Annotated in this window: 24 protein-coding genes and 1 pseudogene; 12 read left to right on the top strand and 13 right to left on the bottom strand. The window is 63.0% G+C overall.

All coding sequences use genetic code 11. From position 1 onward, the window contains the following. Nucleotides 1–3: 3 nt before the first annotated feature. The 4 genes from ACVIN2_RS33725 to rocF all read right to left on the bottom strand — a co-directional run bounded on the left by ACVIN2_RS33725 (nucleotide 4) and on the right by rocF (nucleotide 3,337). A complete protein-coding gene (locus ACVIN2_RS33725) occupies nucleotides 4–300 on the bottom strand; it encodes a hypothetical protein (protein ID WP_456768906.1) in 297 nt (98 codons plus the stop codon). A 97-nt stretch (nucleotides 301–397) separates the two neighbouring features. Continuing rightward, entirely contained in the window at nucleotides 398–940 is a 543-nt protein-coding gene (locus ACVIN2_RS33720; RefSeq protein WP_247436811.1) for a c-type cytochrome, read from the bottom strand. Beyond that, on the bottom strand, nucleotides 927–2,198 hold the full coding sequence (soxC, locus tag ACVIN2_RS33715; protein WP_456768905.1) for a sulfite dehydrogenase: 1,272 nt from the start codon (nucleotides 2,196–2,198) through the stop codon (nucleotides 927–929). Before soxC ends, ACVIN2_RS33720 begins: the two co-directional genes overlap by 14 nt. 161 nt (nucleotides 2,199–2,359) lie before the next feature. Continuing rightward, nucleotides 2,360–3,337 carry an arginase gene (rocF, locus tag ACVIN2_RS33710; RefSeq protein WP_456768904.1) on the bottom strand — a complete coding sequence of 326 codons (978 nt, stop codon included), beginning with the start codon at nucleotides 3,335–3,337 and terminating at the stop codon, nucleotides 2,360–2,362. Between the two features lie 243 nt (nucleotides 3,338–3,580). Here rocF and ACVIN2_RS33705 point away from each other — a divergent pair, with 243 nt between their 5' ends. Further along, nucleotides 3,581–3,865, top strand: a complete 285-nt coding sequence (locus ACVIN2_RS33705; RefSeq protein WP_456768903.1) for a hypothetical protein — start codon at nucleotides 3,581–3,583, stop codon at nucleotides 3,863–3,865. A gap of 18 nt (nucleotides 3,866–3,883) precedes the next feature. On the opposite strand, the gene ACVIN2_RS33700 is transcribed toward ACVIN2_RS33705, so the two are convergent. After that, nucleotides 3,884–6,625: an EAL domain-containing protein gene (locus ACVIN2_RS33700; RefSeq protein ID WP_456768902.1), complete on the bottom strand. Its 2,742-nt coding sequence runs from the start codon at nucleotides 6,623–6,625 to the stop codon at nucleotides 3,884–3,886. A gap of 58 nt (nucleotides 6,626–6,683) precedes the next feature. Next, nucleotides 6,684–7,961, bottom strand: a complete 1,278-nt coding sequence (locus tag ACVIN2_RS33695; protein WP_456768901.1) for a FecR domain-containing protein — start codon at nucleotides 7,959–7,961, stop codon at nucleotides 6,684–6,686. Between the two features lie 129 nt (nucleotides 7,962–8,090). Between ACVIN2_RS33695 and ACVIN2_RS33690 the strand changes: the two genes are divergently transcribed. The 3 genes from ACVIN2_RS33690 to ACVIN2_RS33680 all read left to right on the top strand — a co-directional run bounded on the left by ACVIN2_RS33690 (nucleotide 8,091) and on the right by ACVIN2_RS33680 (nucleotide 11,483). Further along, nucleotides 8,091–9,887, top strand: a complete 1,797-nt coding sequence (locus ACVIN2_RS33690; RefSeq protein WP_456768900.1) for a ShlB/FhaC/HecB family hemolysin secretion/activation protein — start codon at nucleotides 8,091–8,093, stop codon at nucleotides 9,885–9,887. Nucleotides 9,888–10,042: 155 nt separating this feature from the next. Continuing rightward, nucleotides 10,043–10,873 (top strand): alpha/beta fold hydrolase, encoded by an 831-nt coding sequence (locus ACVIN2_RS33685; RefSeq protein ID WP_247402863.1) that lies wholly within the window; start codon nucleotides 10,043–10,045, stop codon nucleotides 10,871–10,873. A 292-nt stretch (nucleotides 10,874–11,165) separates the two neighbouring features. Beyond that, nucleotides 11,166–11,483, top strand: a complete 318-nt coding sequence (locus tag ACVIN2_RS33680; RefSeq protein WP_456768899.1) for a c-type cytochrome — start codon at nucleotides 11,166–11,168, stop codon at nucleotides 11,481–11,483. A gap of 196 nt (nucleotides 11,484–11,679) precedes the next feature. On the opposite strand, the gene ACVIN2_RS33675 is transcribed toward ACVIN2_RS33680, so the two are convergent. From ACVIN2_RS33675 to ACVIN2_RS33665, 3 genes are all read right to left on the bottom strand, one after another. Next, nucleotides 11,680–12,021 carry a phasin gene (locus ACVIN2_RS33675; RefSeq protein WP_027519308.1) on the bottom strand — a complete coding sequence of 114 codons (342 nt, stop codon included), beginning with the start codon at nucleotides 12,019–12,021 and terminating at the stop codon, nucleotides 11,680–11,682. A gap of 142 nt (nucleotides 12,022–12,163) precedes the next feature. Next, nucleotides 12,164–12,349: a hypothetical protein gene (locus tag ACVIN2_RS33670; RefSeq protein WP_456768898.1), complete on the bottom strand. Its 186-nt coding sequence runs from the start codon at nucleotides 12,347–12,349 to the stop codon at nucleotides 12,164–12,166. A gap of 299 nt (nucleotides 12,350–12,648) precedes the next feature. Then, nucleotides 12,649–12,954, bottom strand: a complete 306-nt coding sequence (locus ACVIN2_RS33665; protein WP_456768897.1) for a hypothetical protein — start codon at nucleotides 12,952–12,954, stop codon at nucleotides 12,649–12,651. A 137-nt stretch (nucleotides 12,955–13,091) separates the two neighbouring features. On the opposite strand from ACVIN2_RS33665, the gene ACVIN2_RS33660 reads away from it, so the two are divergent. Beyond that, nucleotides 13,092–13,448 (top strand): hypothetical protein, encoded by a 357-nt coding sequence (locus ACVIN2_RS33660; protein ID WP_007612800.1) that lies wholly within the window; start codon nucleotides 13,092–13,094, stop codon nucleotides 13,446–13,448. A gap of 46 nt (nucleotides 13,449–13,494) precedes the next feature. Here ACVIN2_RS33660 and ACVIN2_RS33655 read toward each other — a convergent pair whose 3' ends face one another. Both ACVIN2_RS33655 and ACVIN2_RS33650 read right to left on the bottom strand, forming a co-directional pair. Beyond that, a complete protein-coding gene (locus tag ACVIN2_RS33655; RefSeq protein ID WP_456768896.1) occupies nucleotides 13,495–14,070 on the bottom strand; it encodes a hypothetical protein in 576 nt (191 codons plus the stop codon). 46 nt (nucleotides 14,071–14,116) lie between these two features. Beyond that, nucleotides 14,117–14,644 (bottom strand): GcrA family cell cycle regulator, encoded by a 528-nt coding sequence (locus ACVIN2_RS33650; protein ID WP_456768895.1) that lies wholly within the window; start codon nucleotides 14,642–14,644, stop codon nucleotides 14,117–14,119. A gap of 166 nt (nucleotides 14,645–14,810) precedes the next feature. Here ACVIN2_RS33650 and ACVIN2_RS33645 point away from each other — a divergent pair, with 166 nt between their 5' ends. Both ACVIN2_RS33645 and ACVIN2_RS33640 read left to right on the top strand, forming a co-directional pair. Beyond that, nucleotides 14,811–15,419, top strand: coding sequence for a S24 family peptidase (locus tag ACVIN2_RS33645; RefSeq protein WP_007612810.1), 609 nt, complete (start codon nucleotides 14,811–14,813; stop codon nucleotides 15,417–15,419). Between the two features lie 96 nt (nucleotides 15,420–15,515). Then, a complete protein-coding gene (locus ACVIN2_RS33640) occupies nucleotides 15,516–15,791 on the top strand; it encodes a hypothetical protein (protein WP_456768894.1) in 276 nt (91 codons plus the stop codon). A gap of 40 nt (nucleotides 15,792–15,831) precedes the next feature. Here ACVIN2_RS33640 and ACVIN2_RS33635 read toward each other — a convergent pair whose 3' ends face one another. Beyond that, nucleotides 15,832–16,806, bottom strand: a complete 975-nt coding sequence (locus ACVIN2_RS33635; protein WP_247402853.1) for a quinone oxidoreductase family protein — start codon at nucleotides 16,804–16,806, stop codon at nucleotides 15,832–15,834. A gap of 224 nt (nucleotides 16,807–17,030) precedes the next feature. On the opposite strand from ACVIN2_RS33635, the gene ACVIN2_RS33630 reads away from it, so the two are divergent. From ACVIN2_RS33630 to ACVIN2_RS33620, 3 genes are all read left to right on the top strand, one after another. Further along, nucleotides 17,031–17,231 (top strand): hypothetical protein, encoded by a 201-nt coding sequence (locus tag ACVIN2_RS33630; protein WP_247356466.1) that lies wholly within the window; start codon nucleotides 17,031–17,033, stop codon nucleotides 17,229–17,231. Nucleotides 17,232–17,379: 148 nt separating this feature from the next. Next, a complete protein-coding gene (locus tag ACVIN2_RS33625) occupies nucleotides 17,380–18,327 on the top strand; it encodes an AAA family ATPase (RefSeq protein ID WP_456768893.1) in 948 nt (315 codons plus the stop codon). Between the two features lie 5 nt (nucleotides 18,328–18,332). After that, nucleotides 18,333–19,709: a vWA domain-containing protein gene (locus ACVIN2_RS33620; protein WP_456768892.1), complete on the top strand. Its 1,377-nt coding sequence runs from the start codon at nucleotides 18,333–18,335 to the stop codon at nucleotides 19,707–19,709. 19 nt (nucleotides 19,710–19,728) lie between these two features. Here ACVIN2_RS33620 and ACVIN2_RS33615 read toward each other — a convergent pair whose 3' ends face one another. Further along, on the bottom strand, nucleotides 19,729–19,911 hold the full coding sequence (locus ACVIN2_RS33615; RefSeq protein WP_456768891.1) for a hypothetical protein: 183 nt from the start codon (nucleotides 19,909–19,911) through the stop codon (nucleotides 19,729–19,731). Nucleotides 19,912–20,262: 351 nt separating this feature from the next. On the opposite strand from ACVIN2_RS33615, the gene ACVIN2_RS33610 reads away from it, so the two are divergent. Next, a complete protein-coding gene (locus ACVIN2_RS33610; RefSeq protein ID WP_247290522.1) occupies nucleotides 20,263–20,484 on the top strand; it encodes a hypothetical protein in 222 nt (73 codons plus the stop codon). A 215-nt stretch (nucleotides 20,485–20,699) separates the two neighbouring features. After that, nucleotides 20,700–22,020, top strand: a pseudogene (locus ACVIN2_RS33605) (dicarboxylate/amino acid:cation symporter). Nucleotide 22,021: the final 1 nt, after the last annotated feature.

Here is a 22,021-nt window from a genome sequence, read left to right as displayed (position 1 = left end):
GTCTTACGGCGTCACTGGATTGACGGTCGGGGACGTCTTTGGCCCCGGCCGCGCCGGCTCGATCGGTGATTTCGGTTCGGTCGGGAGCACTGCGGCGCCTGCGGCGCGCGCGGCTTCACCCGTGGTTGCGTACATCGCAACGTGGGCGGGCTGCGTCTTGGCCCGATTCCATGGTCCGTGATCGACGATGAGCATCGCAGCAATCGTCACCGCGGCCACAATCAACGCAATCACGCCGGGATGGCGAAGCGCTGAGGACATGGAATTTGCGAAGCGATCCGTTGCCATCGTGGAATCCATAGGTTTTTCCTCTCGCAGGTTAATGCAATCGGGTCCTGCGAGTTCCGCCCATGGCCAACGCAAGTTCCAAGCAGGGAACCTGAACGCCACAAGGCATTCAGTGTTTCACATCCGGCCGGGTATCGCCGACGAACCGGTCGCGGTTCGGCATTTTGACAGCCGCAAGCGACTTGGCATCGAGCGTCGCATCCGCTCCTACCAGTCCATTCAGGTTCAGGATGTACGCGGAGACCGCATAAACCTCCTCATCGCTCAGCGATTGTGGCGCGTTCTGCGGCATCGCGCGGCGGATGTAGTCGAACAGCGTCGGCGCATACGGCCAATAGCTACCGACCGTGCGGATCGGCTTTGGCGTTGCGATCGTGCCCTGCCCACCGACGAGCCGGTCACCGAGCCCGCCCTCGCCCTTGTCGCCGTGACATGATGCACATTGCTGGGCGAACACCTCGCGCCCATGGCTGACCGAGCCACTTCCCTTCGGCAGATTGCTGCCGTCGCGTCCGATGTCGATATTCCAGCCCGCGATCTCCGCAGCTGTCGCGGGGCGTCCGAGGCCGTACAGGCTTTGTGCTTGCGCTCCGCTCGCGAACGCACACAGCAAGATGACGACAGCAATGCCGCAAGTCTCACGCCAGCGCATTGGTCACCTCGCCGTCGGCCGCGATGCGCCACGGCCAGATCGCGTTGTTGTGGTAGAAATAGTTCTCGCCGCGCACTGCGAGCAACTCGGAGAGCGTCGGCTGCACATAGCCGGTCTCGTCGATGGCACGGCTCTGAATCACGGCAGGCTTGCCGTCCCATCGCCACGGCAAACGGAAGCGCGTGAGAGCACGCGTCAGCACCGGCTCCTGCAATTGCGCGCTTTGCCAACTTTTTCCCTCGTCGACGGACACTTCGACGCGCGCGATCTTGCCATGCCCGCTCCAGGCGATGCCGGTGATCTCGTGGAAGCCGGGCGCGCTCAGACGTTGGCCGCCGGAGGGCCGTGTGATGATCGACTTCGCCTCCATGTAGAACGAAAATTCACGCGCGGTGCCGTCCGGCAGAAGGTCGGTGTATTTCGAGGTCTCCTCGCGCGAATAAACCGGCTCAGCCGCCACATGCAGGCGGCGCAGCCACTTCACGCTCATATTGCCCTCGAAGCCTGGCAGGAACAGCCGCAGCGGATAGCCCTGCTGCGGGCGCAGCCGCTCCCCGTTCTGGCTGTAGACCAGCATGGCGTCCTCGAGGCATTTCTCGATCGGGATGCTGCGGGTCAGCGCAGCCGCATCGGCTCCCTCGGCAACGACCCATTTGGCTTCCGGCTTCAGCCCGGCCTCTTGCAGCACCAGCTTGAGGCTGACGCCGGTCCATTCTGCGCAACTCACCAGACCCACAAGGTCCGACGCGGTCTTGCCGTAAGGCTTGCTGTAGCCGGGATTGCCGGAGCATTCGAGAAAGTGGACGCGCGATTCCGATGGGAAACGCCTGAGATCGTCCATTGTGAAGATCAGCGGGCGCTCGACCAGCCCGTGCAGCATCAACCGGTGCTGGGCCGGATCGATGGCCGGAACGCCGCCATGATGCCGCTCGTAGAACAGTCCATTCGGCGTGATGATGCCGTCGAGCTCCTGCAACGGCGTCCGGCTGGAGGCCGAGATGTACTGCTTGAGAGTCTTCGAGATGTTCTTGACGACGCCCTTCTCGAACGACGATGGCGCGCCATAGAGCTGGCCCCCCGTCGGTTCGCCGGGCACCTTCATCCATTCGGGAATGTTGGGTGGAAGGTTGTCGGTCCCGGCGGCAACCGATGCGCCGGCGCCCAGGACCGTACCACCCGCCACCGCAGCACTGCCGCGCAGAAAGCGGCGGCGGGTCGTCCCCGCGGGTTTGTCGGCGGCGTCGAACGTGCGGCTCATTTGCGGATCCTCGGTTGAAGCGCGACCCGCATGAAACATTCTGCGACGAGCATTTGCAATTCGCACCTGTTTCAAAAACAGGCGATTTCGATCTGGACTGATCTAAAGCCGGTGGCGGCGACGGCAATTCTCTTCTTCGCAACGCACAAACGGCTCGTCCGTCACTCGCCCGGCGCGATCGCATTGCTCGGGGTGGGCCGGTCGGCGATCTGCTGGCCGAACAGGCTGCCGATCAGTTCGACCGCGGTGCGCGCGGTGCGGCCGCGCTCGTCGAGGAACGGATTGAGCTCGACGATGTCGACTGAACCGACTACGCCGGAATCGTGCAGGAGCTCCATGATCAGATGCGCCTCGCGATAGGTCGCTCCACCCGGCACGGTCGTGCCCACGCCAGGTGCGACGCAGGGGTCGAGAAAATCGACGTCGAAGCTGACATGCAGTACGCCGTTGCTGGCCCTGACGCGCTCTATGACGCGGCGGATCAGCACGGCGACGCCGAATTCGTCGATCTGGCGCATGTCGACAACCCTGATCCGGCGCGAGCGCATCAACTCCTTTTCGAGCTTGTCGATCGAGCGCGCGCCGAACAGGTCGAGCCTGTCGGGATCGATCGAGGCGCGCGGATCATCGCCGAGCAATCCATCGAGGCCGGGTTCGCCGCAAAGGAATGCCGCCGACATGCCGTGCATGTTGGCAGTGATCGTCGTCTCTGGCGTGTTGTAGTCGGCATGGGCATCGAGCCAGAGCACGAACAGCTCGCGTCCGCGCTCCTGCCAGTGACGAGCCATGGCATTCACCGATCCCATCGACAGCGTATGATCGCCGCCGAGAAAAATCGGCAGCGCGCCGGTTTTCGCGATCTCGTAGCCTCTGCGGCTCAGCACGCGCGTCCATCGCTGGATTTCGCGGTAGTGATTGGCTTTGTCCGGGGGGCGGTCTGCGAGGTCCCGGAGCTCGGCCACGGAGAGATCGCCGCAATCGACGACCTCGAAATCCAGGCTCTCGAGCAATGTCGCAAGGCCGGCGGTGCGGAGCGCCGCAGGGCCCATCAGGGTACCGCGCTGCGAAGCCCCCATGTCGATGGGAGCGCCGAGCAAGGCGATGCGCCGGGCTCGATCCGTCGTGGTCCGGTCGGTCACAGCTGTCTCCTGAGATCAGCAAGATTGAGCCAGCCTAACAGAGATTCGCATCCGTCGTTTCACGGGGGCGGTCCGCGCAGGGGCGCATCGTTTCGGAACAAAAGCCCGCGCGCCGAATTGCTCATTCAAGGCCGGTACCCGCCGTAAAAACCACGGCGCCTGTCGCGGATAGCCAAAGGTCATCTGACCCGCTGTTCAGAACGAGCGCTCGCGCGGATAGCCAAAGGTATCGGCCTCCGTCACATGATCAGCCCGGAGGTCGCGCACTTGAGCACGGAGATCCCGCAGTCCACCTCACATCCCGGCATGGCCGAGCGCGCCATCGATGCCGCGACGGACGTATCCCGCACCATTGGTGAAGTCGCGGGTGGCCTGCATGCAGCTGTCGACCGCATGACCGCTGCTATCGACGAAGCGCGAAAGCCGGGCCGGCCCCTCGCGACCGTCGCTGCGATCACGCGCGAAGCGCCACTCGCCAGCCTGTTCGTTGCTTTCCTGTTCGGGGTCGCGGTCGCGCGTCGGCGCTAGAAATCGAGCGGGCCCCGTTCAGGCGGCGCTGACGGCTTCGCACTCGGCTGCGAGGAATTGCCGCTCGAATGCTTCCGCCGGCATCGGACGGCCGAAGAAATAGCCTTGGCCTTCCTCGCATCCCATGCTCACCAGGAAATCGGCCGTAGCGCGATTCTCGATGCCCTCGGCCACGACCGTCAGTCCGAGCTGTTTGCTGAGGCCGATGGTCGACCCGACGATCGCGGCATCGTCGGAGTTCGCGAGCAGACCGAGCACGAACGACCGGTCGATCTTGAGCCCGTCGAGCGGAAACTTCTTCAGATAGCTCAGGCTCGCATAGCCAGTGCCGAAATCGTCGAACAGAACGCGGACGCCGAGCTGCTGGATGCGTTTGAACATGTCGAGCACGCGGGCTTCGTCATGAAGCAGGATGTCCTCGGTGACCTCGAGCTCGAGCAGCGACGGCGTGAGCCCCGTCGCTTCGAGCATCCCCGCAACCGAATGCGCGAGATCGCCGGAGTGGATCTGCGAGGGCGACAAATTGATCGCGACCCGCACTCTGTCGCCGGACAATTCCCAGGCGCGTGCCTGCCGGCAGGCGGTCTCCATCACCCAGTTTCCGATCCGCTCGGACAGGGCTGAGCTATTGACCACCGGCATGAACTCTCCCGGCGAAACGTAGCCGCGCACGGGATGCCGCCAACGGATGAGCGCTTCGGCTCCGACCAAGCTGGCGTCGACCAGGCGAACCTGGGGCTGGTAGAACAGCTCGAACTCGCCGCGGTCGGCGGCAAGCGCCAATTCACTCTCAAGCGTCAACCGGTTCTCCAGCTCCTGCCGGATCGCGCTCTCGAAGACCACATAACCGCCGCGCCGCGTCAGCTTTGCCTTGGTCAACGCAAGATGGCCGTTGCTCAGGAGATCGTCGGCGCTGTGTCCGCCTTCCGGATGGACGGCGACGCCGATGCTGATCCTGACGCGATGCTGCCGCGTGCCGGTCGCAAGCGGCGCTTCGAACGCGCGCGCGATGCGCTCGGCGAACTCTGCGATCGGCTCGTCGCCATCGGCGCCTTTGCGCGCAATGGCGAATTCGTCTCCGCTAAGCCGGGCAACGACAGCGCCGTCGCGCGCCTCGGCTTTCAGGCGACCAGCGACCGCCTGCAGCACGAGATCTCCGGCGGAATGACCCAGCATGTCGTTGATGCTCTGGAAGCCGTCGAGCCCGATCACGAGTAGTGCGACCTCGCGAGGGCGCTGCCCCGCATCCGCAATCATGTCGACCAGTCCGGCATGCAGCGTGTTGCGGTTGACCAGACCGGTCAGCGCGTCGTACTCGGCGAGATATCTGACGCGTTCGGCCTCGCGCTTACGGACCGAGATATCGCGCAGGATGGCTCCGTACTGGAAGCCGTCCGTTCCCTGCCAGCCCGAGAAGCTCGCCTCGACCGGGAAAATTTCACCGTTCTTGCGCCGTCCTTCGAACTCGACGACGACCGCCCCGCCGGGAACCAGGAGCGCCTGGCGCGCGGCATCTCGCATGGACGGCCTCGCGTCACGGTCCACTGACACGGCGCACAACGTTTCGAACGGACGGCCGATGATCTCGGCGGGCATATAACCAAAGATCGCACTGGCGCCGGGATTCCACACGGTGATCAGCTGACCTTCGTCGGTGCAGACGAGGCCATCGCCGAGCGACATCGCGATACGATGAAAGCGGCTTTCGGCGATGCGCCCCAGCAGACCGCGGAAATCGATTTCGTCGAGTGCGATTGCCGTCAGATAAGCGACAATCGCGATGTGGAACAGCGATGTGTCGATGATGAAGGGCCATCTTGCCTGAACGAGGATCGCAACCAGCTCGAAGGCCGCCCCGGCCGAGATCAGGATTGCGACGCGAATTCCCGATGCGAAGCGGCGCCACGAATACACCATCAGCAGGCAGATCACCGCGAGACCCAGGATCATTCCGGTATCGGAAGTCCAGCGCAGCATCCGGTTCTGCAGGATCGATTCCGCCGCCAGCGCCTGGAGGATGGGTCCGGAGATGATGCGCCCGTTAGGAACGCTGAAGCGGTCGCCGAGTTCGAGCGCCGTCGCACCAATGATGACCTTCTTGTCTCTCAGCTTATCGAGAGTGGCCGTGTTGCCGCGGAGCACGTCGACATAGGAGACACTCGGAACGGAGCCCGCCCGAATGCTGAAATCGATCAGGAAAGGCGGCCGCCGATTGGCGTCCTGCCCGGCCAGCACGACGGCCATTGACGGCATCAGGGCATCGCCGAGCTTCTCGCCGAACGGATATCGGCGAACGAGCCCGTCGGATTCGATGGCGACATTGACCAGCGCGGGCCACGACTGGTTGCCAAACGGCTTCAGGGGGCGATTGATGTGAGCTGCGCCGCCATTCGGCGCCGGCTGCTTGAAGGACGGCAGGATCGTCGAGCCGCCGACGTCACGCAATGCGTTGACGAACGTCTCGTCGGAGGCCGGATCAGATGGCGAGCTGAAATCGACATCGAAAGCGATGTCCTGCGCCCCCGCGGCCTCTAACCTGTGCAACAGTTCCGCGTGCAGCCGGCGCGGCCAGGGCCATACCCCGATCTTGTCGATCGAGGGTGCGTCAATGGCAACCACGACGACGTTGCCGCTCGCGGCACGCGATTGCCATCCGAACCGCAGGTCGGTCAGCGCGTTGCGAAGCGCACCATGCCACCCCGTGGACAGCACGATCGCCAGCGCGGTCACGACTAGAATATGCGGACGATAGCGCTTCACTCCGATCCTCCCGCGCACCCGCTTCTGCGGTTGCGCCCCTCATCCCCAGGAAATCGCCTCAGTGCTTGTTGTGGCCAAAGGCATTGCCGTGGCCATTGCTGCCGTTTCCGCCGCCATTGCCGTTGCCGTTACCGTTGTTGCCCCTGCCGTTACCGGTGGCACCGTTGTTGCCGTTACCGTTGCCGGAATTCCCATTGCCGGAATTGCCGTTACCGGAGTTGCCGTTGCCGGAGTTGGTCTTGCCACCGGAATTTCCGCTGCCGCCGCCAGAGTCGCTGGACGCACCGGCCGTGGTCGCGGTTATTGTCGTGCTCGCAGCCGACGAGCTGGTGCTGCCAGCCGTCACGCCGCTGCTCGTGGTTACCGCCGTCTGGACGGTGCTGTTGGATGCCGTCGTGCTCGCTTTCGAGTCGCTCCAGACCGTCTCGGTGCTGGCGTGCGCGTTGCGCACCTGTCCGGGGGCACCGCCGCCGTGGGCGAGCCCGTGCGTGACCTTGTGGACGTTCAGCTTGACCTCGCCGAGCGAGTTCGAGATGCGTACGACGCCGGGCTTTGCAGTACCGCCCTTGGACGCGTGAGCTCCAGCCGCCTGTTGCGATGGCTTGAGCGCGCCAGCCGCCTTGGTGCCCTTATCGATCGGCCCGAGCGCATGGATCATGTGGCCATTCGCCCCGTTGCGCGGCGCCGGCAGGCCCGATTTCGGCACGGGGACGCGCTCGATGCTCGAGGCGCGAGGCTTGCCGTGCTCGATCGGATTGAAGGTCCCGGCGCCGCTCAGGCTGAGACCAGGCTTGCCATGCTCAAAGACGGTGGCGGCCTGCCCCGGCAGGACCTGGGCGATCTGTCCCGTCTTGAAGTCGGAGACCTCGACCTGGCCGCGAAGCACGCCGACCTTGGTGCTGCCCGCGGCCACGGTGACGCTGAACTGCGTTCCCTTGACGACAGCGGCGAGATAGGGCGTCTCGACCTCGAAATGCTTGACGTTGCGCTTCTCGACCTCGAGCAGGATCGAACCTGCCTGCTGGATGATGGTGGTCGAGAGGCCCTCCTTGGTCTCGGTCGGCAAGCCGACCACCGAGTTGGGAGAGATCAGGATCGTCTCCTCGCCGCGGACGAGCAGCACGCGGCCATTACGTCCGGTGCGAATGGTATCGCCGGGCTTGAGCGCCTCCTGCTGATTCAACGAGACCTGCTGCGCACCGCTGGTGGCGACCCAGACCTCGCCGGTGGCTTTGCCGACCGACCAGATGCCATCGTCCGCGGCGGATGCGGCGGAAGCCGTTCCCAGGATCAGCGCAGCCGCGAAGGCGCACCGCATTCCAATTTTGCTCAGCATGACGATCCTCAGTCCGCGTTACAGCCAGCCTGAGGGGTATCCGAAATCACTCAACATAGGATTAGCGGGAAGCGGCCAGCGGAGCGGTCGCGTTAACGGTTCATTGACCATAAAAAACTATGAAAAATCATGTGGCTAACGAACCCTTACCGCTTCACGGGCACATCTCCGTCAAACTACGGGGACGGGCGCGTCGCGCGCGTCGGGAAGCGGCATCTCGTTACCACATTGGCGCTGTTAGCCCCTTTTTTCACGGGAGTTCCTCAGGCTTTCGCACAGCAGGCGAACCAGCCGGGCTTCGATCCGCGCCAGCCTGAGAAATATTTTGAAAACCAAACCGAGCGGGAATCGCTGACCCGTCCTCCGGTCAGGCTGCCGACAGTCGGCCAGCCCAACACCGGCGGCGATACCAAGCCTCAGTTCGTGCTGCGCGGCATCAACGTCAGCGGAGCCCGGGCCGTTTCCCCCGATCGCATCGCCGCGGTCTATCAGCCCTATGTCGGCAAGAAGGTTTCGCAGGCCGATCTCGCCGCGATCGCCGGCGCTATCAGCGATCTCTACCGGGCCGATGGTTTTCACTTGAGCCGCGCGATCGTGCCGCCGCAGGACATTGCCGACGGCCTGCTCCGGATCCAGGTGGTCGAAGGCGCTATCGTGCAGGCCGAATTGAAAGGCGACGGCGCCGAGCAGTTCGGCGTGCGACCGATGCTTGGGCCGGTTCTGGCTGAGCAACCGTCGCGCCTGGCAACGCTGGAACGTCAGCTCTTTCTCATCAACGGCAGACCTGGCGTCCGGATCACCGATACCGCACTGGAGGAGGTCGGCACTGCAACCGGCCGATTCCGCCTCATCGTCTATTTGAAGACCTGGCACGTCTTCTCGTCGTTCGGTCTGGACAATCTCGGCTCATCATCAGTTGGTCCGTGGCAGACCTATGCGACCGGCGCGTTCAACTCCTATCTCACGCCCGGCGACACGCTGGCGGTCAATCTGTCGACCATCGCCAACGACCCCCGCCAGCTTGGCTTCGCACGGCTGTCCTACGATGCACCGGTCGGTGTCGACGGTGTGCGTCTCGGCGGGTCCGTCCTGTACAGCGCGGTCAGGCCGGGCGATGCCCGCCGCCTCGACAGCGACATCACCACGACCGAGGCGTTCGAGCTGCGTGCCAGCATCGTCCCATTGCAGTCGCAATCCTCCTCGTTGACCCTGACCGCAGCGACGACCTTCAGCAACGTGTCCGAGCATGACCTTTACGGCCCCTGGTACAACGACCACATCAGGACCGTGAGCCTGACCGCCGACTACCGGCTTCAGGACCAGTTCGGCGGCATCAACTTCGCGACGCTGACCTACCGCCAGGGCCTCGACATCTTCGGTGCCTCGCATTTCGACGACGATCTTTTGTCGCGCGATGGCGCGTCATCGAACTTCTCGGTGCTAAACCTCTGGTTCACGCGCTACCAGATGCTCAACGACGTCTGGTCGCTCAAGCTTTCCGCTGCGAGCCAGGCGGCGTCACGGCCGCTGTTCACCTCGCAGCAATTCTATCTCGGTGGCGCTGCCTTCGGGCGCGGCTATGGCGCAGCAGAGATCAGCGGGGACAACGGTCTTGCCGGCTCTCTCGAACTGCGCTTCGACCAGAAACTCAACTACCGCTACTGGACCGGCTATCAGCTCTATGCCTTCGGCGACGCCGGCGCCGTCTGGAACGACGGTTACCGCCTGAGCGACGGCCTGTCGCTGACCTCGGCCGGAGCTGGCGTGCGGTTCTTCCTGCCGGACGATTTCCAGGCCGATCTCGGCGTGGCCGTCCCCCTGAGCTACCGGGCGCCCGACAACGACCGCCGCAGCCCCCGCTTCCTGTTTACTCTGTCAAGCGCGCTGCGGCTCTGCCCCGAACGCGGCAAGGGCGGCTGTCTGTAAACCCTCGCCCTTCGCGCTGTGGCTCCCGGGCATGCGGCTCTTTTGGGGCGCGGCTCACAGACTTGCCTAAATTTAATCCCGTAACCTGCTCACGATCGCTCGATCCGGGAGTTCCCAATGGCCATGTTCAGTCAAAAGTGATTTGAGACGGAACCATGAAAAAGGTTTTTGCTGTTCTGGCGTTTCTCTGCGTCCTCGGCGTCGGCCAGTATTTCGTCGTCAGCCGGTTCGCGATCCGCCATGAGGTTTTGACCCTGTTCGACGCCGCGCGCCAGCGGCCGATTGCGGTCGAAATCGCTGTACGACGCGATTACGAGACCAAGGCCAATCTCGGCCTCTGGAAGCTCCCGCTCGCCATCATCAGCAACGGCAATACCGTCAAGGCCACCGAATATTCCTTCCTCGCCAACGTGCTCGCCGCACGCGGTTATCTCGTCGCCAGCATCCAGCAGGATCTGCCGAGCGATCCGCCGCTGATGACCAAGGCCGGCCAGCAATATGTCGGCCGGCGCGAGGTCTATATCCGCTGCGAGGCCAACATCCTCTTCACCTTGGGCGAGTTGAAGCGGCGGCAGGAGAACGCCGACTACGACCACATCACGCTCGTCGGGCATTCCAACGGTGGCGACGTTTCGATGTATGTCGCCCATCAGCACCCGGAGCTGGTGTCGAAAGTGATCACGCTGGACAATCTGCGGGTACCTTTCGTGCTTAGCGACAACATGAAGATCCTGTCGTTCCGTTCGAAGGATCCGCATTTCGTAACCGATCCCGGCGTGCTGCCGACGCCGGAAGAGGCCAAGGCGCGCGGCATCGACATTATCCACACTGGTGCGCAGCATACCGAGATGAGCGATCGCGGTCCCGATGCGGTCAAGGAGAAGATCCAGGCGACACTCGACCGCTTCCTGCGCGACAGCGCCAGCAGCGCGCTCGCCCCGGCTGACACACGAAGCCCGATGATCATGAACCCCGGCGACTATTAGTCCGTCCCCTTTGCGGCAGATCAAGGCTGTCGCGAGCCGGCCACGCTAGAAAGGGCCTCGCCATCTCGGAGAGGCACGTGTCGCACTCGATCGAAAGCCTTGATACGAAAAGACTCGCTACGACAAGCTTTGTCCTGCCTGCGGCAAGGACGCCGAGATTCGCCCGGCATCTTTATCGTTTGGCCCGCAAGCTGCTGCGGTCGATCATCGCCCGCATCGACCTCTCGCAGTTTCCGGGTTCGTGTTGCGGATGAGGACGGCGTCGCGAGCCAACAACACACAGGGTTGCCCTATGCACCGGGATTTGAGACGAATCTGTCTGCTGGTTGCAGTGGCCTCGAGCGTGTGCACGTCGTCCGCTCTCGCCGCCGATGCAGATCACGGCGCCGACCTTGCGAGGCGCTGGTGCGCCAGCTGCCATGTCGTGGCGAACGGCCAGACCCAGGCGAGCGCCGACGTCCCCTCCTTCGCGTCCGTTGCGCGCAGGCCTGACTTCAGTTCGGAAAGGCTCGCCTTTTTCCTGCTAGACCCGCACCCGAAGATGCCGAATTTCCCCTTGAGCCGGATCGAAGCCGGCGATATCGCGGCCTACATCGCATCGCTGCGCTAGCAGAGCCACCGATCGGTCAAGACACCCACGACAAATGCTAGTCCCTGCCTGAGAATCGACAGGGATCAGCAGAAGGGATGATGGGCGGCGAATGAGGTCCATTCGACGGCCCATCGTGGACCGGTACCACATCGACGTGCGGATATTCACGCCCGCGCAAGTCCAATCTCTGGACGCGCCGGGAACGCACCGAGAATCAGGACTTGCCCTTCCCTGGCTGCATGAGACTGCCGGTCATCTGGCGCATGTGGTCTCCGGCATTGGTGAACTGGCTGCGCAGGAAATCCGATTGGATTCGCATCGCCTCCTGAAGGTCGGTCGCATGGACGAGCTTGCGAGCATGCTCGAACGCCGACTTCATGTTCTGCTCGGTGAATGCGAGCGCCTGCTTCGAGACGTCCGTCCCCGCACCCGGAACGGTCGTCATCGATTTGGTGGCGGCTTCGAAAAACATGCCGAATGCTTTTTCCGCCTGGTCAATCGTCTTCTCGGCCAGGTCGCGCAGTTCGGCCGGAACTTCGAGCTTCGGTTCGATCATGGTCGCACTCCTCCCGTTTTCAGAACTGAATACCACACTTGCCGGATCGCCTGCCAGCGTCCAGGCCGGGGAAGACGTCGCCCGGCGGCCGGCTCTGGCAGGAAAACGAAGGGCAAGGGGTAAGGCCAGCGCGCAGGCCGGCTCAGGACAGGGGGTGTTCGGGAAAGGATTCTTCGGTGGCGAGGTCTTCGACGAGCTTGATGACCTCGAAACGCTGCCGGGGCGCGAGCTTCAGAAAGGCGCGGAGCAGGCGCAGGCTTTCGACAGTACCGCTTGCAGGCGCGCCGAGCTTGAGGTGCAGCTCAGCTGCGAAATTGAGGTTCTTCATCTCGTACCTATGACAAGCATCGGACTTCGTGATCCAACATCGAGGTCCCACCTAAGAACCGAACGCCACAACCGGATGCCACAACCGGATGCCATGGCGACGGCGCGCTTTCGTCCGGGGAAGCCCGGTGTGTTCGCGCGCCGAGCTACATGTGCAAGCGGGCACACTTGAACAGGTTGCAACTATGTCAAGAAACAACCCCTCCGGCAAGCCCAACAGTTGGCCCAGCGATGCTTCGTCTGCATCGCGCCACGGCAATTCCGGATAACAGGAATATGGCCGGCCGTCACCCACCTGCGTCAAGAAGCGTCATCGATCAGGCATGCAGCCTCGATCGCCGTCAATCGACGCCTTGCTTCGTCTTGTTTCAGATGTGAATGGACATTGGTGGACCCGAACCAGTGCTTCTTCAGCGTATGCACGTAATTGTTGAGTCCGGCGTCGGCGGTTGTATCGTTCACGAAATAGACGTCGATCTCGGGCCATCGATCGGCAGCCACAGCGCGGCCTTCTGAACCAAGAGACAGACTATGGCGTTTGGATTCATCTAAACCCGCCCCATCGAGCTCTTGGACTTGGACTCGCCTCTTCGCATCAGAATTCATCGGGCTGCATTTGTTTCCAGCGGTGAACCGTTTTTGAGGAGCAAGCGACAAAGCGGTGGCGAAACAGTCACGCAGATCACGGGCGCCATGGCCGATGCATTGATCGATTCGGCGCCCCAGAACCAAAGGACGACGGCATGCTTTCTCGCTGCGATCTCATCAAGGGCGCCGCAGTCGCGCTTCTCACCTTCTCGATACAAGGCGCATGGGCGCAGGAGACCAGGATGAACCTGTTCAAGATCGTCACCATCAAGGACGAAATCGTCGTCGGATTGTCGACGGAGGAGCTTCAGGCGCTCGGCGGCAATGATGCCAGCGCCGTTGCACATGCTCTGGCACAGAAGGGCGATCTCACCGTCTGGCAATACAACGTGCATCGCGGTCCGAACGGCGAATTGCAGCAAGCGCCGACCGCCAGAATCGGGCTTTTGGCCAACGCGTCGCTCCGGGTCGAGCCGTATACCACGACCTACCAGATCCTACCGCATCCCTAAGCAGCAGACCGGCGCGCCCGCGACCGAGGTCGCGGGCGCGCCCTTGTCATCTGCGCTGCCCTGCACGCCGTGTCACCGTTTCCGTCGCAAAGCCGTAGATCAGTGCCAACCGGTCCAGGCATTCACGAAAGCGTCGGGAAAAATAGTCGGTCCAGCGTTGCGTACGAACGGCGCGACGCTGGCCGATCTCGTCCATGGTCAGGCCCAGCACCAACACGTCGTGCACTAGCGCGGCACCGTCGGTGCCGAGTTCGCGCTCGATCCGGTTCAGCCGCAGCACCGCCTGACGTTGGCTCTCGGTAACCGGCTCGCGCGTGCGCGCGCCATCGACATATTCGCGGGTCGGGTCCATCGCCTGAGGGCCACGCTCGGCCCTCTCCCAATCGTTCTGGAAGGCGCGCCCGCCGCGATACTGCGCCTCGTCGATCTGATGGTGTGCGTGCAGCCGGCCGAGCGGATCGCTGCGGATCGATCGCACGGCCATGATCTTCTCGCCGGGGTCGAGCGCCAGCGGATTGTCCACCTCGACTTCCGCGACCTCCGCATTAAACGGTATCTCGCGCGAGCGTCGATCGTAGACATTCGCCAGTTTGTAGGACCTGTTGCGTCGGACACGTGCCACTCGGATACTCCTTGCGAAATTGACGATTGAACGGGCGGTCGTCAGGTCAGGCGGCAGAGACCAGCCTCAGCACGACGGGGCCGACGACGCGGGTGGATCCAGCTCCGGCGCGGCGCGTCAGGCGCGCATGCGGCGTGCAATAGCTCGAGCCCGGCTCACGCGGATGGCCGCAGAAGGTGATCTCCTCCCCGTCCTTGTCGCCGCCATAAGGATAGCGACAGTCCTCGCCAGCGAGTTCGACCAACGGGACCAGGCGCGGCTGGACGCCGACGCAGCGCAATTTGACCTGCGCGGCAGGCTTCATCGCGGATTTCGGCGGCAGGGTCAGCACCGTGGGGCGGTGCGGCAGGACAAGACAGGCCCCAGACGGCAACACCGGGACGATCGACGGGCTCGCCGTCCGCACCTGCACGACCAGCCCGAGTCGCTTGGCGCGGCCGACCACCGCGTTGCGCGTGTAAGCCGTTCCAAACCTTGCGTTAATCTGTCTTCCGATCTCCGCATAAGACATTCCCTTGAGAAAATAGTCGCGAAGCGCGTCGGAGTGCTCCGACGGCCAATGGCCCGGTTCCATGCTGCTGTCCTGTGATGCGCCTCCTCCGATCGCTCGATCGCGAGGCGAAGCGTACATTCCGGTATTCCGAAGTCAGAGTCAAGCGACAATTCTGATATTCATAATTGCATCAATTCCGAATTTCGGATTACAAGAGGCGGAACGATGGACAATCGAGGGAATCACCATGTTGGACGCTGCAATGATCGAACGGGGCCTGGAAAAGACAGGCAAGAGCAAGGGCGGCCTGGCGGCTGCCATGGGCGTACGCCCCGGCGCGGTCTCGGAGATCCTCGGCGGTGAACGCCTGGTGAAGGCTTCGGAAATCATTCCGATCATGGAATATCTCGAGCTCAATCTCGCGCCGATCATGGGCCGCGTCGGCGCCGGTGCCGTGATCGAGCCGGATTATGAGCAGGTTCCGCCGGAAGGCCTCGGCGACATCGCGCTGCCCTTTCCGATCATGGAGGAGACCATCGCATTCGAGATCGTGGGCGATTCGATGCTGCCCAAATACGAGAGCGGCGACGTCATCGTGGTCTACAAGGACCAGCGCCATCCCCTGTCGAGCTTCTACGGCGAGGAGGCCGTGGTCCGGCTCAAGACCGGCGAGCGCTATCTGAAGACCATCGAGCGGGGCAAATCCCCCTCCGTGGTCAATCTCAGCAGCTTCAATGCCAAACAGATCGTCGGTGTGAAACTGGAGTGGGTCGGCGAGATCTGCCTGTCCATGCCCAAGGGGCAGCTGGAACGGCTGCGCGCCAAGTCGGCGCGCCCTCGCAAGAGGAGCAAGTAGGCCGGAATTTCTGTTTTTACGAAATTCACCTTGACTTGATTCCGTTTTTCGGAAATACTCTGCCGTGCCCGACATGAGGCACGGCAGGATCGTTTCATGCAGTATTTCGTCGTGATGATCGATTATGGGCGCCGCGGCCGCGAGGCGGTCGTCGACCCTGAAATCACCAGGCGCGAGGTCATTTCCCGCGTTGCCTCAGGTGAATATCGGAACATCTCGTTCATCCACGAGATCGCGGAGAGCTCGGTCGAGGACATTACCGAGGCCATCCTCGCCGAGGCCACCCTCCCGGAGATCCGGCCCGAAGAAGTCGACCTCCAGGCTATCCGCCTCGATCACGCCCACGATCTGCGTAAGCACGAGCCGACGTGACGCAAGGCCCGAGCGGCTTGCGCCACGGCCCGGTCGGAGATCACACCGTGAGGACGGTCGATCCCGTGGTCTTGCGCGCGGCGAGATCGGCATGCGCCTTGGCGGCGTCCTTCAGCGGATAGGTCTGGTGCACCTCGATCTTGACCGCGCCGGACTTGACGACGTCGAACAGCTCACCTGCCATCGCGACCAGGCTTTCACGCTTGGCGGCGTAGGTGAACAACGTCGGCCGGGTGACGTAGAGCGAGCCCTTCTGCGCGAGCAAACCGAGATTGAGCGGCTCGACGGCGCCGGACGACGCACCGAACAGCGCGGCGACGCCGAGCGGCGCGAGGCAGTCAAGCGACTTCAGGAACGTATCCTTACCGACGGAATCATAGACCACCGGCACCTTCTTGCCGCCAGTGATCTCATCCACGCGCTTCACGAAATCCTCGCGGCTATAGATGATGACATGGTCGCAGCCATGCGCCTTGGCGAGCTTGGCCTTTTCGTCATTGCTGACGGTGCCGATCACGGTCGCGCCGAGATGCTTGGCCCATTGAGAGAGAATCAGGCCGACGCCACCGGCGGCCGCATGGAGCAGGATGGTGTCGCCGGCCTTCACGCGATAGGTCTGCCGGATCAGATATTGCGTGGTGAGCCCCTTCAGCATCATCGCCGCCGCGGTCTTGTCGTCGACACCGTCCGGCAGCTTCAGCAGTCGGTCGGCCGGGATCAGCCGCGCCTCGGAATAGGCGCCGAGCGGCGAGGCGCCGTAGGCGACGCGATCGCCCGGCTTCAGATCGGTGACACCGGGCCCGACCTCCTCGACGACACCAGCGGCCTCGCTGCCAAGCCCGCTCGGCAGTTGCACCGGGTAAAGGCCCGAACGGTTGTAGATGTCGACGAAGTTGAGACCGACGGCGGTATGGCGGATTCGGGCCTCGCCAGGTCCGGGCTTGCCGACACTGACCTCCTCCCAGACCAGCACTTCCGGACCGCCAGTCTTGTGAAAGCGAATGGCATGCGTCATGGGCGTTGCTCCCTTATCGTTGAGGTCAAAGTCCGAACACTGGATCGGACTTTTGAAATAGGTATTTGGTCCGCCCGTCACAGTACAGAGACGTAACAAGAATGTCACAGCGAACGACAAACCTCCGCCGTTCCGCCTCTGTTCGAAAGAGTTGATGTCGGCCTTGCGCCAGCCGGCAGTAGCCTTCGCGCGGGTTTGGAGGTCGTCTGCGAAGGAGAGCCGAGATGCCAGCTTATGTACAGCATCATCAGGATATCGAGATCGCGCCTGTGATTTGCCCTGCTTGCACGGGGTTCCTTCCAATGTATGTGCGCGAGGTCGAGCCGCATTGGAGTCTTGCCAAGATCGACTTCGTCTATGAATGCGCCGATTGCGGCGCCGAGGTCAGACAGACGATCCGCAAGCCGGAGTTGCTGCGGCACTGATCGCGCGGCCGGTTGGCCGCCCGACTATTTGCGTTGAGCGGAAAAAACGCCCATTCGCGCGGGTCTGGCCTTTCCCAAACGAGGCTTGTTCTTTGCCGTGAACGCAGGCAGAACAAGCCTCAATCAAGACCTTTGGGAGCGCCTTTTCGTGGCTGAACAGAAGCCCTCGACAGCGATCGAGGCAGTGGAGAGCGGCCTCGCCGCGCAAGGCTACATCGCGAGCCGGCAGATCGCGACCGCCGTCTATTTGTCGCAACAGATCGAGAAGCCGATCCTGGTCGAAGGCCCCGCGGGCGTCGGCAAGACCGAGCTTGCCAAGGCGATCGCGGCCTGGCGCGGCCTGAAGATGATCCGCCTGCAATGCTATGAAGGCCTCGACGAGGCCAAGGCGCTCTATGAATGGAAATACGCCAAGCAGCTTCTCTACACGCAGATCCTCAAAGACAAGCTCGGCGAAGTCCTGGGCGGCGCGCAGACTTTGCACGCTGCACTTAATCAGCTCCACGATTTCGGTGACGTGTTCTTCTCCAAGGAGTTCGTCGAGCCGCGGCCGCTGCTGCAAGCGCTGGAGCAGCCGGGCGGCTGCGTGCTCCTGATCGACGAGATCGACAAGTCGGATGCGGAGTTCGAATCGCTGCTGCTGGAAATTCTCTCCGACTTCCAGGTCACGATCCCCGAACTCGGCACCGTCTCCGCGATCACGCCGCCAACGGTGATCCTCACCTCCAACAGCGAGCGCGATCTCGGCGATGCCCTGAAGCGGCGCTGCCTGCATCTGCACATCGGCTTCCCCGAGCAGCGGCTCGAGGAGCGCATCGTCGAGAGCCGCGTCCCCAACATTTCGCAGACGCTGCGGCGGCAGATGGTCGGCTTTATCCACGAAATCCGCTCGCTCGACCTGAAGAAGCTGCCTTCGGTCAGCGAGACCATCGACTGGGCCCGCGTGCTGGTGCTCTTGCAGGCCTCGGAGCTCGACACCGAGGTCGTCAAGGACACGCTCAACGTGCTTCTGAAATACGAGGCCGACATCGAGGCGGCCCAGCCTCAGATTACGACCTTCATTGCCAAGGCAGCACGATCCAACGTCTTCGGTTGACGCCGATGCGCGAGAACATTCATCGTTTCTTCCGTGCGGCACGTGGCGCCGGGGTCCATGTCTCGCCGGCCGAAAGCATCGATGCGATGCGTGCGGTCGCGCAGGTCGGCGTTTCCGACCGGACCATCCTGCGCGATGCACTCCTTCTGACGCTCGCCAAGTCCCAGGACGAAAAGCTCGCGCTCGGTGACTGCTTCGATCTGTTCTTCAGCCAGCCGGAGCTGCGGCAGGAACAGCCTGAAGCCGACAGCAACGATGTTTCGGAGGACGCCGATCAATCTCCGTCATCCGGCGAGGCCAGCGATGCGAGCGGCGGTTCGCCTCCCGCAGAATTGGGCCCCCTGGCGCAAATGCTGCTGTCGCAGGATCGCAATGCGATCACCGCCGCGATCGCCAGCGCCTCAGGTGCGGCCACCCTGTCCGACATCCGCTACTCCACCCAGCGCGGCATCTTCTCCAGCCGCATCCTCGACGCCATGGGCCTCCAGCGGCTACGCGACGATCTCGACGAGCTGACCGCGACCAATCCGGCACTGGCCGAGCGGCTTCGCGCCGCGCTCGATGGCTTGCGCGACGCCGTTCGCGACACCGTCGCGCAGGGGCTTGCGCTCTATGCCCGCGAGGAGGCTGAAAACCTCCGCAACGAGATTCTGCGCAACGCGCCGCTTGCCCGCATCGAGCGGCGCCATGTCGCGGAAATGCGCGCTCTCATCCGCCAGATCGCGCGGCGCCTGCGCGAGCGCTATTCGAAGCCACGCAAGCGCCAGCGGCGCGGTCATCTCGACGTCCGCCGCACGCTGCGCCGCAACGCCGCCTGGGGCGGCATCCCCTTTCTCACGGCCTGGAAGCGCAAGCATCGCGACCGGCCGAAGATCGTGGCGCTCTGCGACGTCTCGGGCTCGGTCGCGCAGGTCTCGGATTTCTTTCTGCTCCTGATCCACTCGCTGCACGAGGTGGTCGACGACGTCCATTCCTTCGCCTTCTCCTCGCATCTGATCGAAGTCAGCGACATCCTCGAGAAGAAACCGCCGGAAGAGGCGATGGCCGAGATCATGTCCAAGGTCGGCTTCGGCTCCTCCGACTACGGCTCTTCGCTGGCCGATTTCGACAAGGAGTTTATGAGCACGCTGACGCCGCAGACCACGGTGATCGTGCTGGGCGACGCCCGCAGCAACAATCTCGATCCGCGCGCCGACATCCTGCGCCGCATCTCTGAGCGCTCGAAGCGACTGGTGTGGCTCAATCCCGAAGGACGTCTCGCCTGGGGCTTTGGCGATTCCGAGATGCCGCGCTATGCGACCTTCTGCAGCGTGGTGCGCCAGTGCGCCACCGCGCAGCAGCTCGAGCGCGCGGTGTCCGATATTGTGGCGACTTATCAGTAGGCCTTACCCACAGCCGACGTCAGTTTCGCCCCAGCTCCGTCTGAGTCACATTGCACTCCCGGAAATGATAGGCGATCTCGTCAAGCGCGCGCTGCTCCCATTCCTGAGCTTGCGCAAGCCAGAAAACCCGGCGCTGGAAATCAAGCACGGCGCGCTCCCGGCACAGGGATTCCTGACTACGAATTTCGACCAGTCTGTTCATGCACTCCACTCCTGCCGTGTGAAGCCATTCCCCGTGAATGAGCGTAGCAGAATCCCGAACCCTTCGTCTCATAATTTCTGTGCTTATTGCGACGCAGAATGGGACAGCAGCGCTGCCCGTGCAGCGCGGTAGTTTGCGAACGAACGTCAAGTCCACATCATCAATACGTGATCGAGCCCCGGGACGATGTTCGTGATCGAGCGATCTTAACTCTTGTGGCGCAATGGCGTGCAGCAATTTGTGAAGAGAAGTTCTAAAGACCTCACCGAATTCCCGACTCATTGTCGTCGCACGGTCTTCATGCAGCGCCTCTAACAGAGGCGCACGAACGGCACTACGGCTTGAGGCAACATGAGCAACGACATCGACTTCGATCTTTCGCCAGACCAATGGGAGGTTCTGAAGGCGCTTCGCAACCCGGTGTCGAACGGTCGCCTTTCCAAGGCCTATCTCATCGAGAGCCTCGTCAAGCTCGGTCTTGTCGTCGTCTGCGACGGCGTGCCGGTCATGACGCCCAATGGACGCAAGGTGCTGGTACGCGGATCGTGTCGCCTGCTGGATCTCGCGGCGTGACGCGGCCACCGCATGCGGAACGTGACAATACGACCGCAACATCACCTGCACACGTGACCGACGGCACCTCGAACGGTGTCCCGGTGCCGATTCGGACGCCCGGTCGTACCGCAAAAGCGACCGAATAGACCTCCTCCTCAGCGAAAACCGCGACAATCTGGCACGCTAGTTGCTCCTTTCGACGATCGAGACGTCGTCAAAACGGGGGAGTCACCATGTCGACCATTGCTGCGGCCCCGGCCGCCGAGCCAAAGCCGCTCTACACATCGCTGTTCGTCCAGGTCCTGGCCGCGCTGATCCTCGGCATCATTCTCGGCGTGGCCGCGCCGGATTTTGCCATTTCCCTCAAGATTCTCAGCGACGCCTTCCTGAAGCTGATTTCGATGATCGTGGCGCCGATCGTGTTTCTGCGTCGTCGTGCACGGCATTGCCGGCGCGGGCGACCTCAAGAAGGTCGGACGGGTCGGCGTCAAGGCGCTGGTCTATTTCGAGGTGATGACCACAGTCGCGCTCGTGGTCGGTCTCATCCTGGCCTACACTTTCGGCCCCGGTCATGGCATGAACATCGACCCTTCGACGCTGGACGCCAAGGCGCTCAACACCTATGCCGACAACGCCCACAAGCTTCAGGGCGGCGGCATCGGCTCCTTCCTCCTCAACGTGATCCCGAGCACCTCGTTCGACGCCTTGTCGCGCAACGACGTGCTCCAGGTGCTGTTCTTCGCCGTGCTGTTCGGCGTAGGCCTCGCGCTGGTCGGCGGCGAGAAGGGCAAGCTCGTGACGTCGATGATCGATGCCGCCTCGACCGTGCTGTTCCGGGTCATGGGGCTTATCGTCCGCGTTGCTCCACTTGGCGTGCTCGGCGCAGTCGCCTACACCGTCGGCAAATACGGCGTCGGCTCGCTCAAGCAGCTGGTCTCACTGGTCGCGCTGTTCTACGTCTCGGTCGGCATCTTCGTGCTGGGCGTGCTCGGCGGTGTCATGGCACTTGCCGGCATCAACATCCTCAAATTCCTCGCCTACCTGCGCGAGGAGTTGACCATCGTGCTCGCGACCGCCTCGTCCGACGCCGTGCTGCCGCAGATCATGAAGAAGCTGGAGCGGATGGGCGTGAAGGATTCCGTCGTCGGCCTTGTCATCCCGACCGGATATTCCTTTAATCTCGACGCGTTCTCGATCTACCTGACGCTTGCGGTCGTCTTCATCGCGCAGGCGACCAACACGCCGCTGTCCTTCGGCGACCTCCTGCTCGTGCTCGGCGTCTCCCTGATCACGTCGAAAGGCGCGCATGGCGTACCGGGCTCCGCGATCGTGATTCTGGCGGCGACGCTGAACGCGGTGCCGAGCATCCCTGCGATCGGCCTCGTTCTGGTCTTGTCGGTCGACTGGTTCATCGGCATGGCTCGCGCGGTCGGCAACCTCACCGGCAACTGCGTTGCCACCGTGGTGGTCGCCGCCTGGGAAGGCGACCTCGACCGCGCCAAGGCGGCCAAGGTCCTCGACGGTGGCGAGCTCGTGGATGTGACGGCGGGATAGC

It is taken from the genome of Bradyrhizobium sp. USDA 3650 (genome assembly GCF_054057395.1).
The sequence above is the reverse complement of the archived record's forward strand: the minus strand, read 5'-3'. Positions and strand labels throughout refer to the sequence as shown.

What these genes read in the sequence shown, in the direction of transcription:
- ACVIN2_RS33725 (WP_456768906.1), bottom strand. Translation starts at nt 300, where the DNA reads ATGGATTCCACGATGGCAACGGATCGCTTCGCAAATTCCATGTCCTCA.
- ACVIN2_RS33720 (WP_247436811.1), bottom strand. Translation starts at nt 940, where the DNA reads ATGCGCTGGCGTGAGACTTGCGGCATTGCTGTCGTCATCTTGCTGTGT.
- soxC (WP_456768905.1), bottom strand. Translation starts at nt 2,198, where the DNA reads ATGAGCCGCACGTTCGACGCCGCCGACAAACCCGCGGGGACGACCCGC.
- ACVIN2_RS33705 (WP_456768903.1), top strand. Translation starts at nt 3,581, where the DNA reads ATGATCAGCCCGGAGGTCGCGCACTTGAGCACGGAGATCCCGCAGTCC.
- ACVIN2_RS33695 (WP_456768901.1), bottom strand. Translation starts at nt 7,961, where the DNA reads ATGCTGAGCAAAATTGGAATGCGGTGCGCCTTCGCGGCTGCGCTGATC.
- ACVIN2_RS33690 (WP_456768900.1), top strand. Translation starts at nt 8,091, where the DNA reads ATGTGGCTAACGAACCCTTACCGCTTCACGGGCACATCTCCGTCAAAC.
- ACVIN2_RS33685 (WP_247402863.1), top strand. Translation starts at nt 10,043, where the DNA reads ATGAAAAAGGTTTTTGCTGTTCTGGCGTTTCTCTGCGTCCTCGGCGTC.
- ACVIN2_RS33680 (WP_456768899.1), top strand. Translation starts at nt 11,166, where the DNA reads ATGCACCGGGATTTGAGACGAATCTGTCTGCTGGTTGCAGTGGCCTCG.
- ACVIN2_RS33675 (WP_027519308.1), bottom strand. Translation starts at nt 12,021, where the DNA reads ATGATCGAACCGAAGCTCGAAGTTCCGGCCGAACTGCGCGACCTGGCC.
- ACVIN2_RS33670 (WP_456768898.1), bottom strand. Translation starts at nt 12,349, where the DNA reads ATGAAGAACCTCAATTTCGCAGCTGAGCTGCACCTCAAGCTCGGCGCG.
- ACVIN2_RS33665 (WP_456768897.1), bottom strand. Translation starts at nt 12,954, where the DNA reads ATGAATTCTGATGCGAAGAGGCGAGTCCAAGTCCAAGAGCTCGATGGG.
- ACVIN2_RS33660 (WP_007612800.1), top strand. Translation starts at nt 13,092, where the DNA reads ATGCTTTCTCGCTGCGATCTCATCAAGGGCGCCGCAGTCGCGCTTCTC.
- ACVIN2_RS33650 (WP_456768895.1), bottom strand. Translation starts at nt 14,644, where the DNA reads ATGGAACCGGGCCATTGGCCGTCGGAGCACTCCGACGCGCTTCGCGAC.
- ACVIN2_RS33645 (WP_007612810.1), top strand. Translation starts at nt 14,811, where the DNA reads ATGTTGGACGCTGCAATGATCGAACGGGGCCTGGAAAAGACAGGCAAG.
- ACVIN2_RS33640 (WP_456768894.1), top strand. Translation starts at nt 15,516, where the DNA reads ATGCAGTATTTCGTCGTGATGATCGATTATGGGCGCCGCGGCCGCGAG.
- ACVIN2_RS33635 (WP_247402853.1), bottom strand. Translation starts at nt 16,806, where the DNA reads ATGACGCATGCCATTCGCTTTCACAAGACTGGCGGTCCGGAAGTGCTG.
- ACVIN2_RS33630 (WP_247356466.1), top strand. Translation starts at nt 17,031, where the DNA reads ATGCCAGCTTATGTACAGCATCATCAGGATATCGAGATCGCGCCTGTG.
- ACVIN2_RS33620 (WP_456768892.1), top strand. Translation starts at nt 18,333, where the DNA reads ATGCGCGAGAACATTCATCGTTTCTTCCGTGCGGCACGTGGCGCCGGG.
- ACVIN2_RS33615 (WP_456768891.1), bottom strand. Translation starts at nt 19,911, where the DNA reads ATGAACAGACTGGTCGAAATTCGTAGTCAGGAATCCCTGTGCCGGGAG.
- ACVIN2_RS33610 (WP_247290522.1), top strand. Translation starts at nt 20,263, where the DNA reads ATGAGCAACGACATCGACTTCGATCTTTCGCCAGACCAATGGGAGGTT.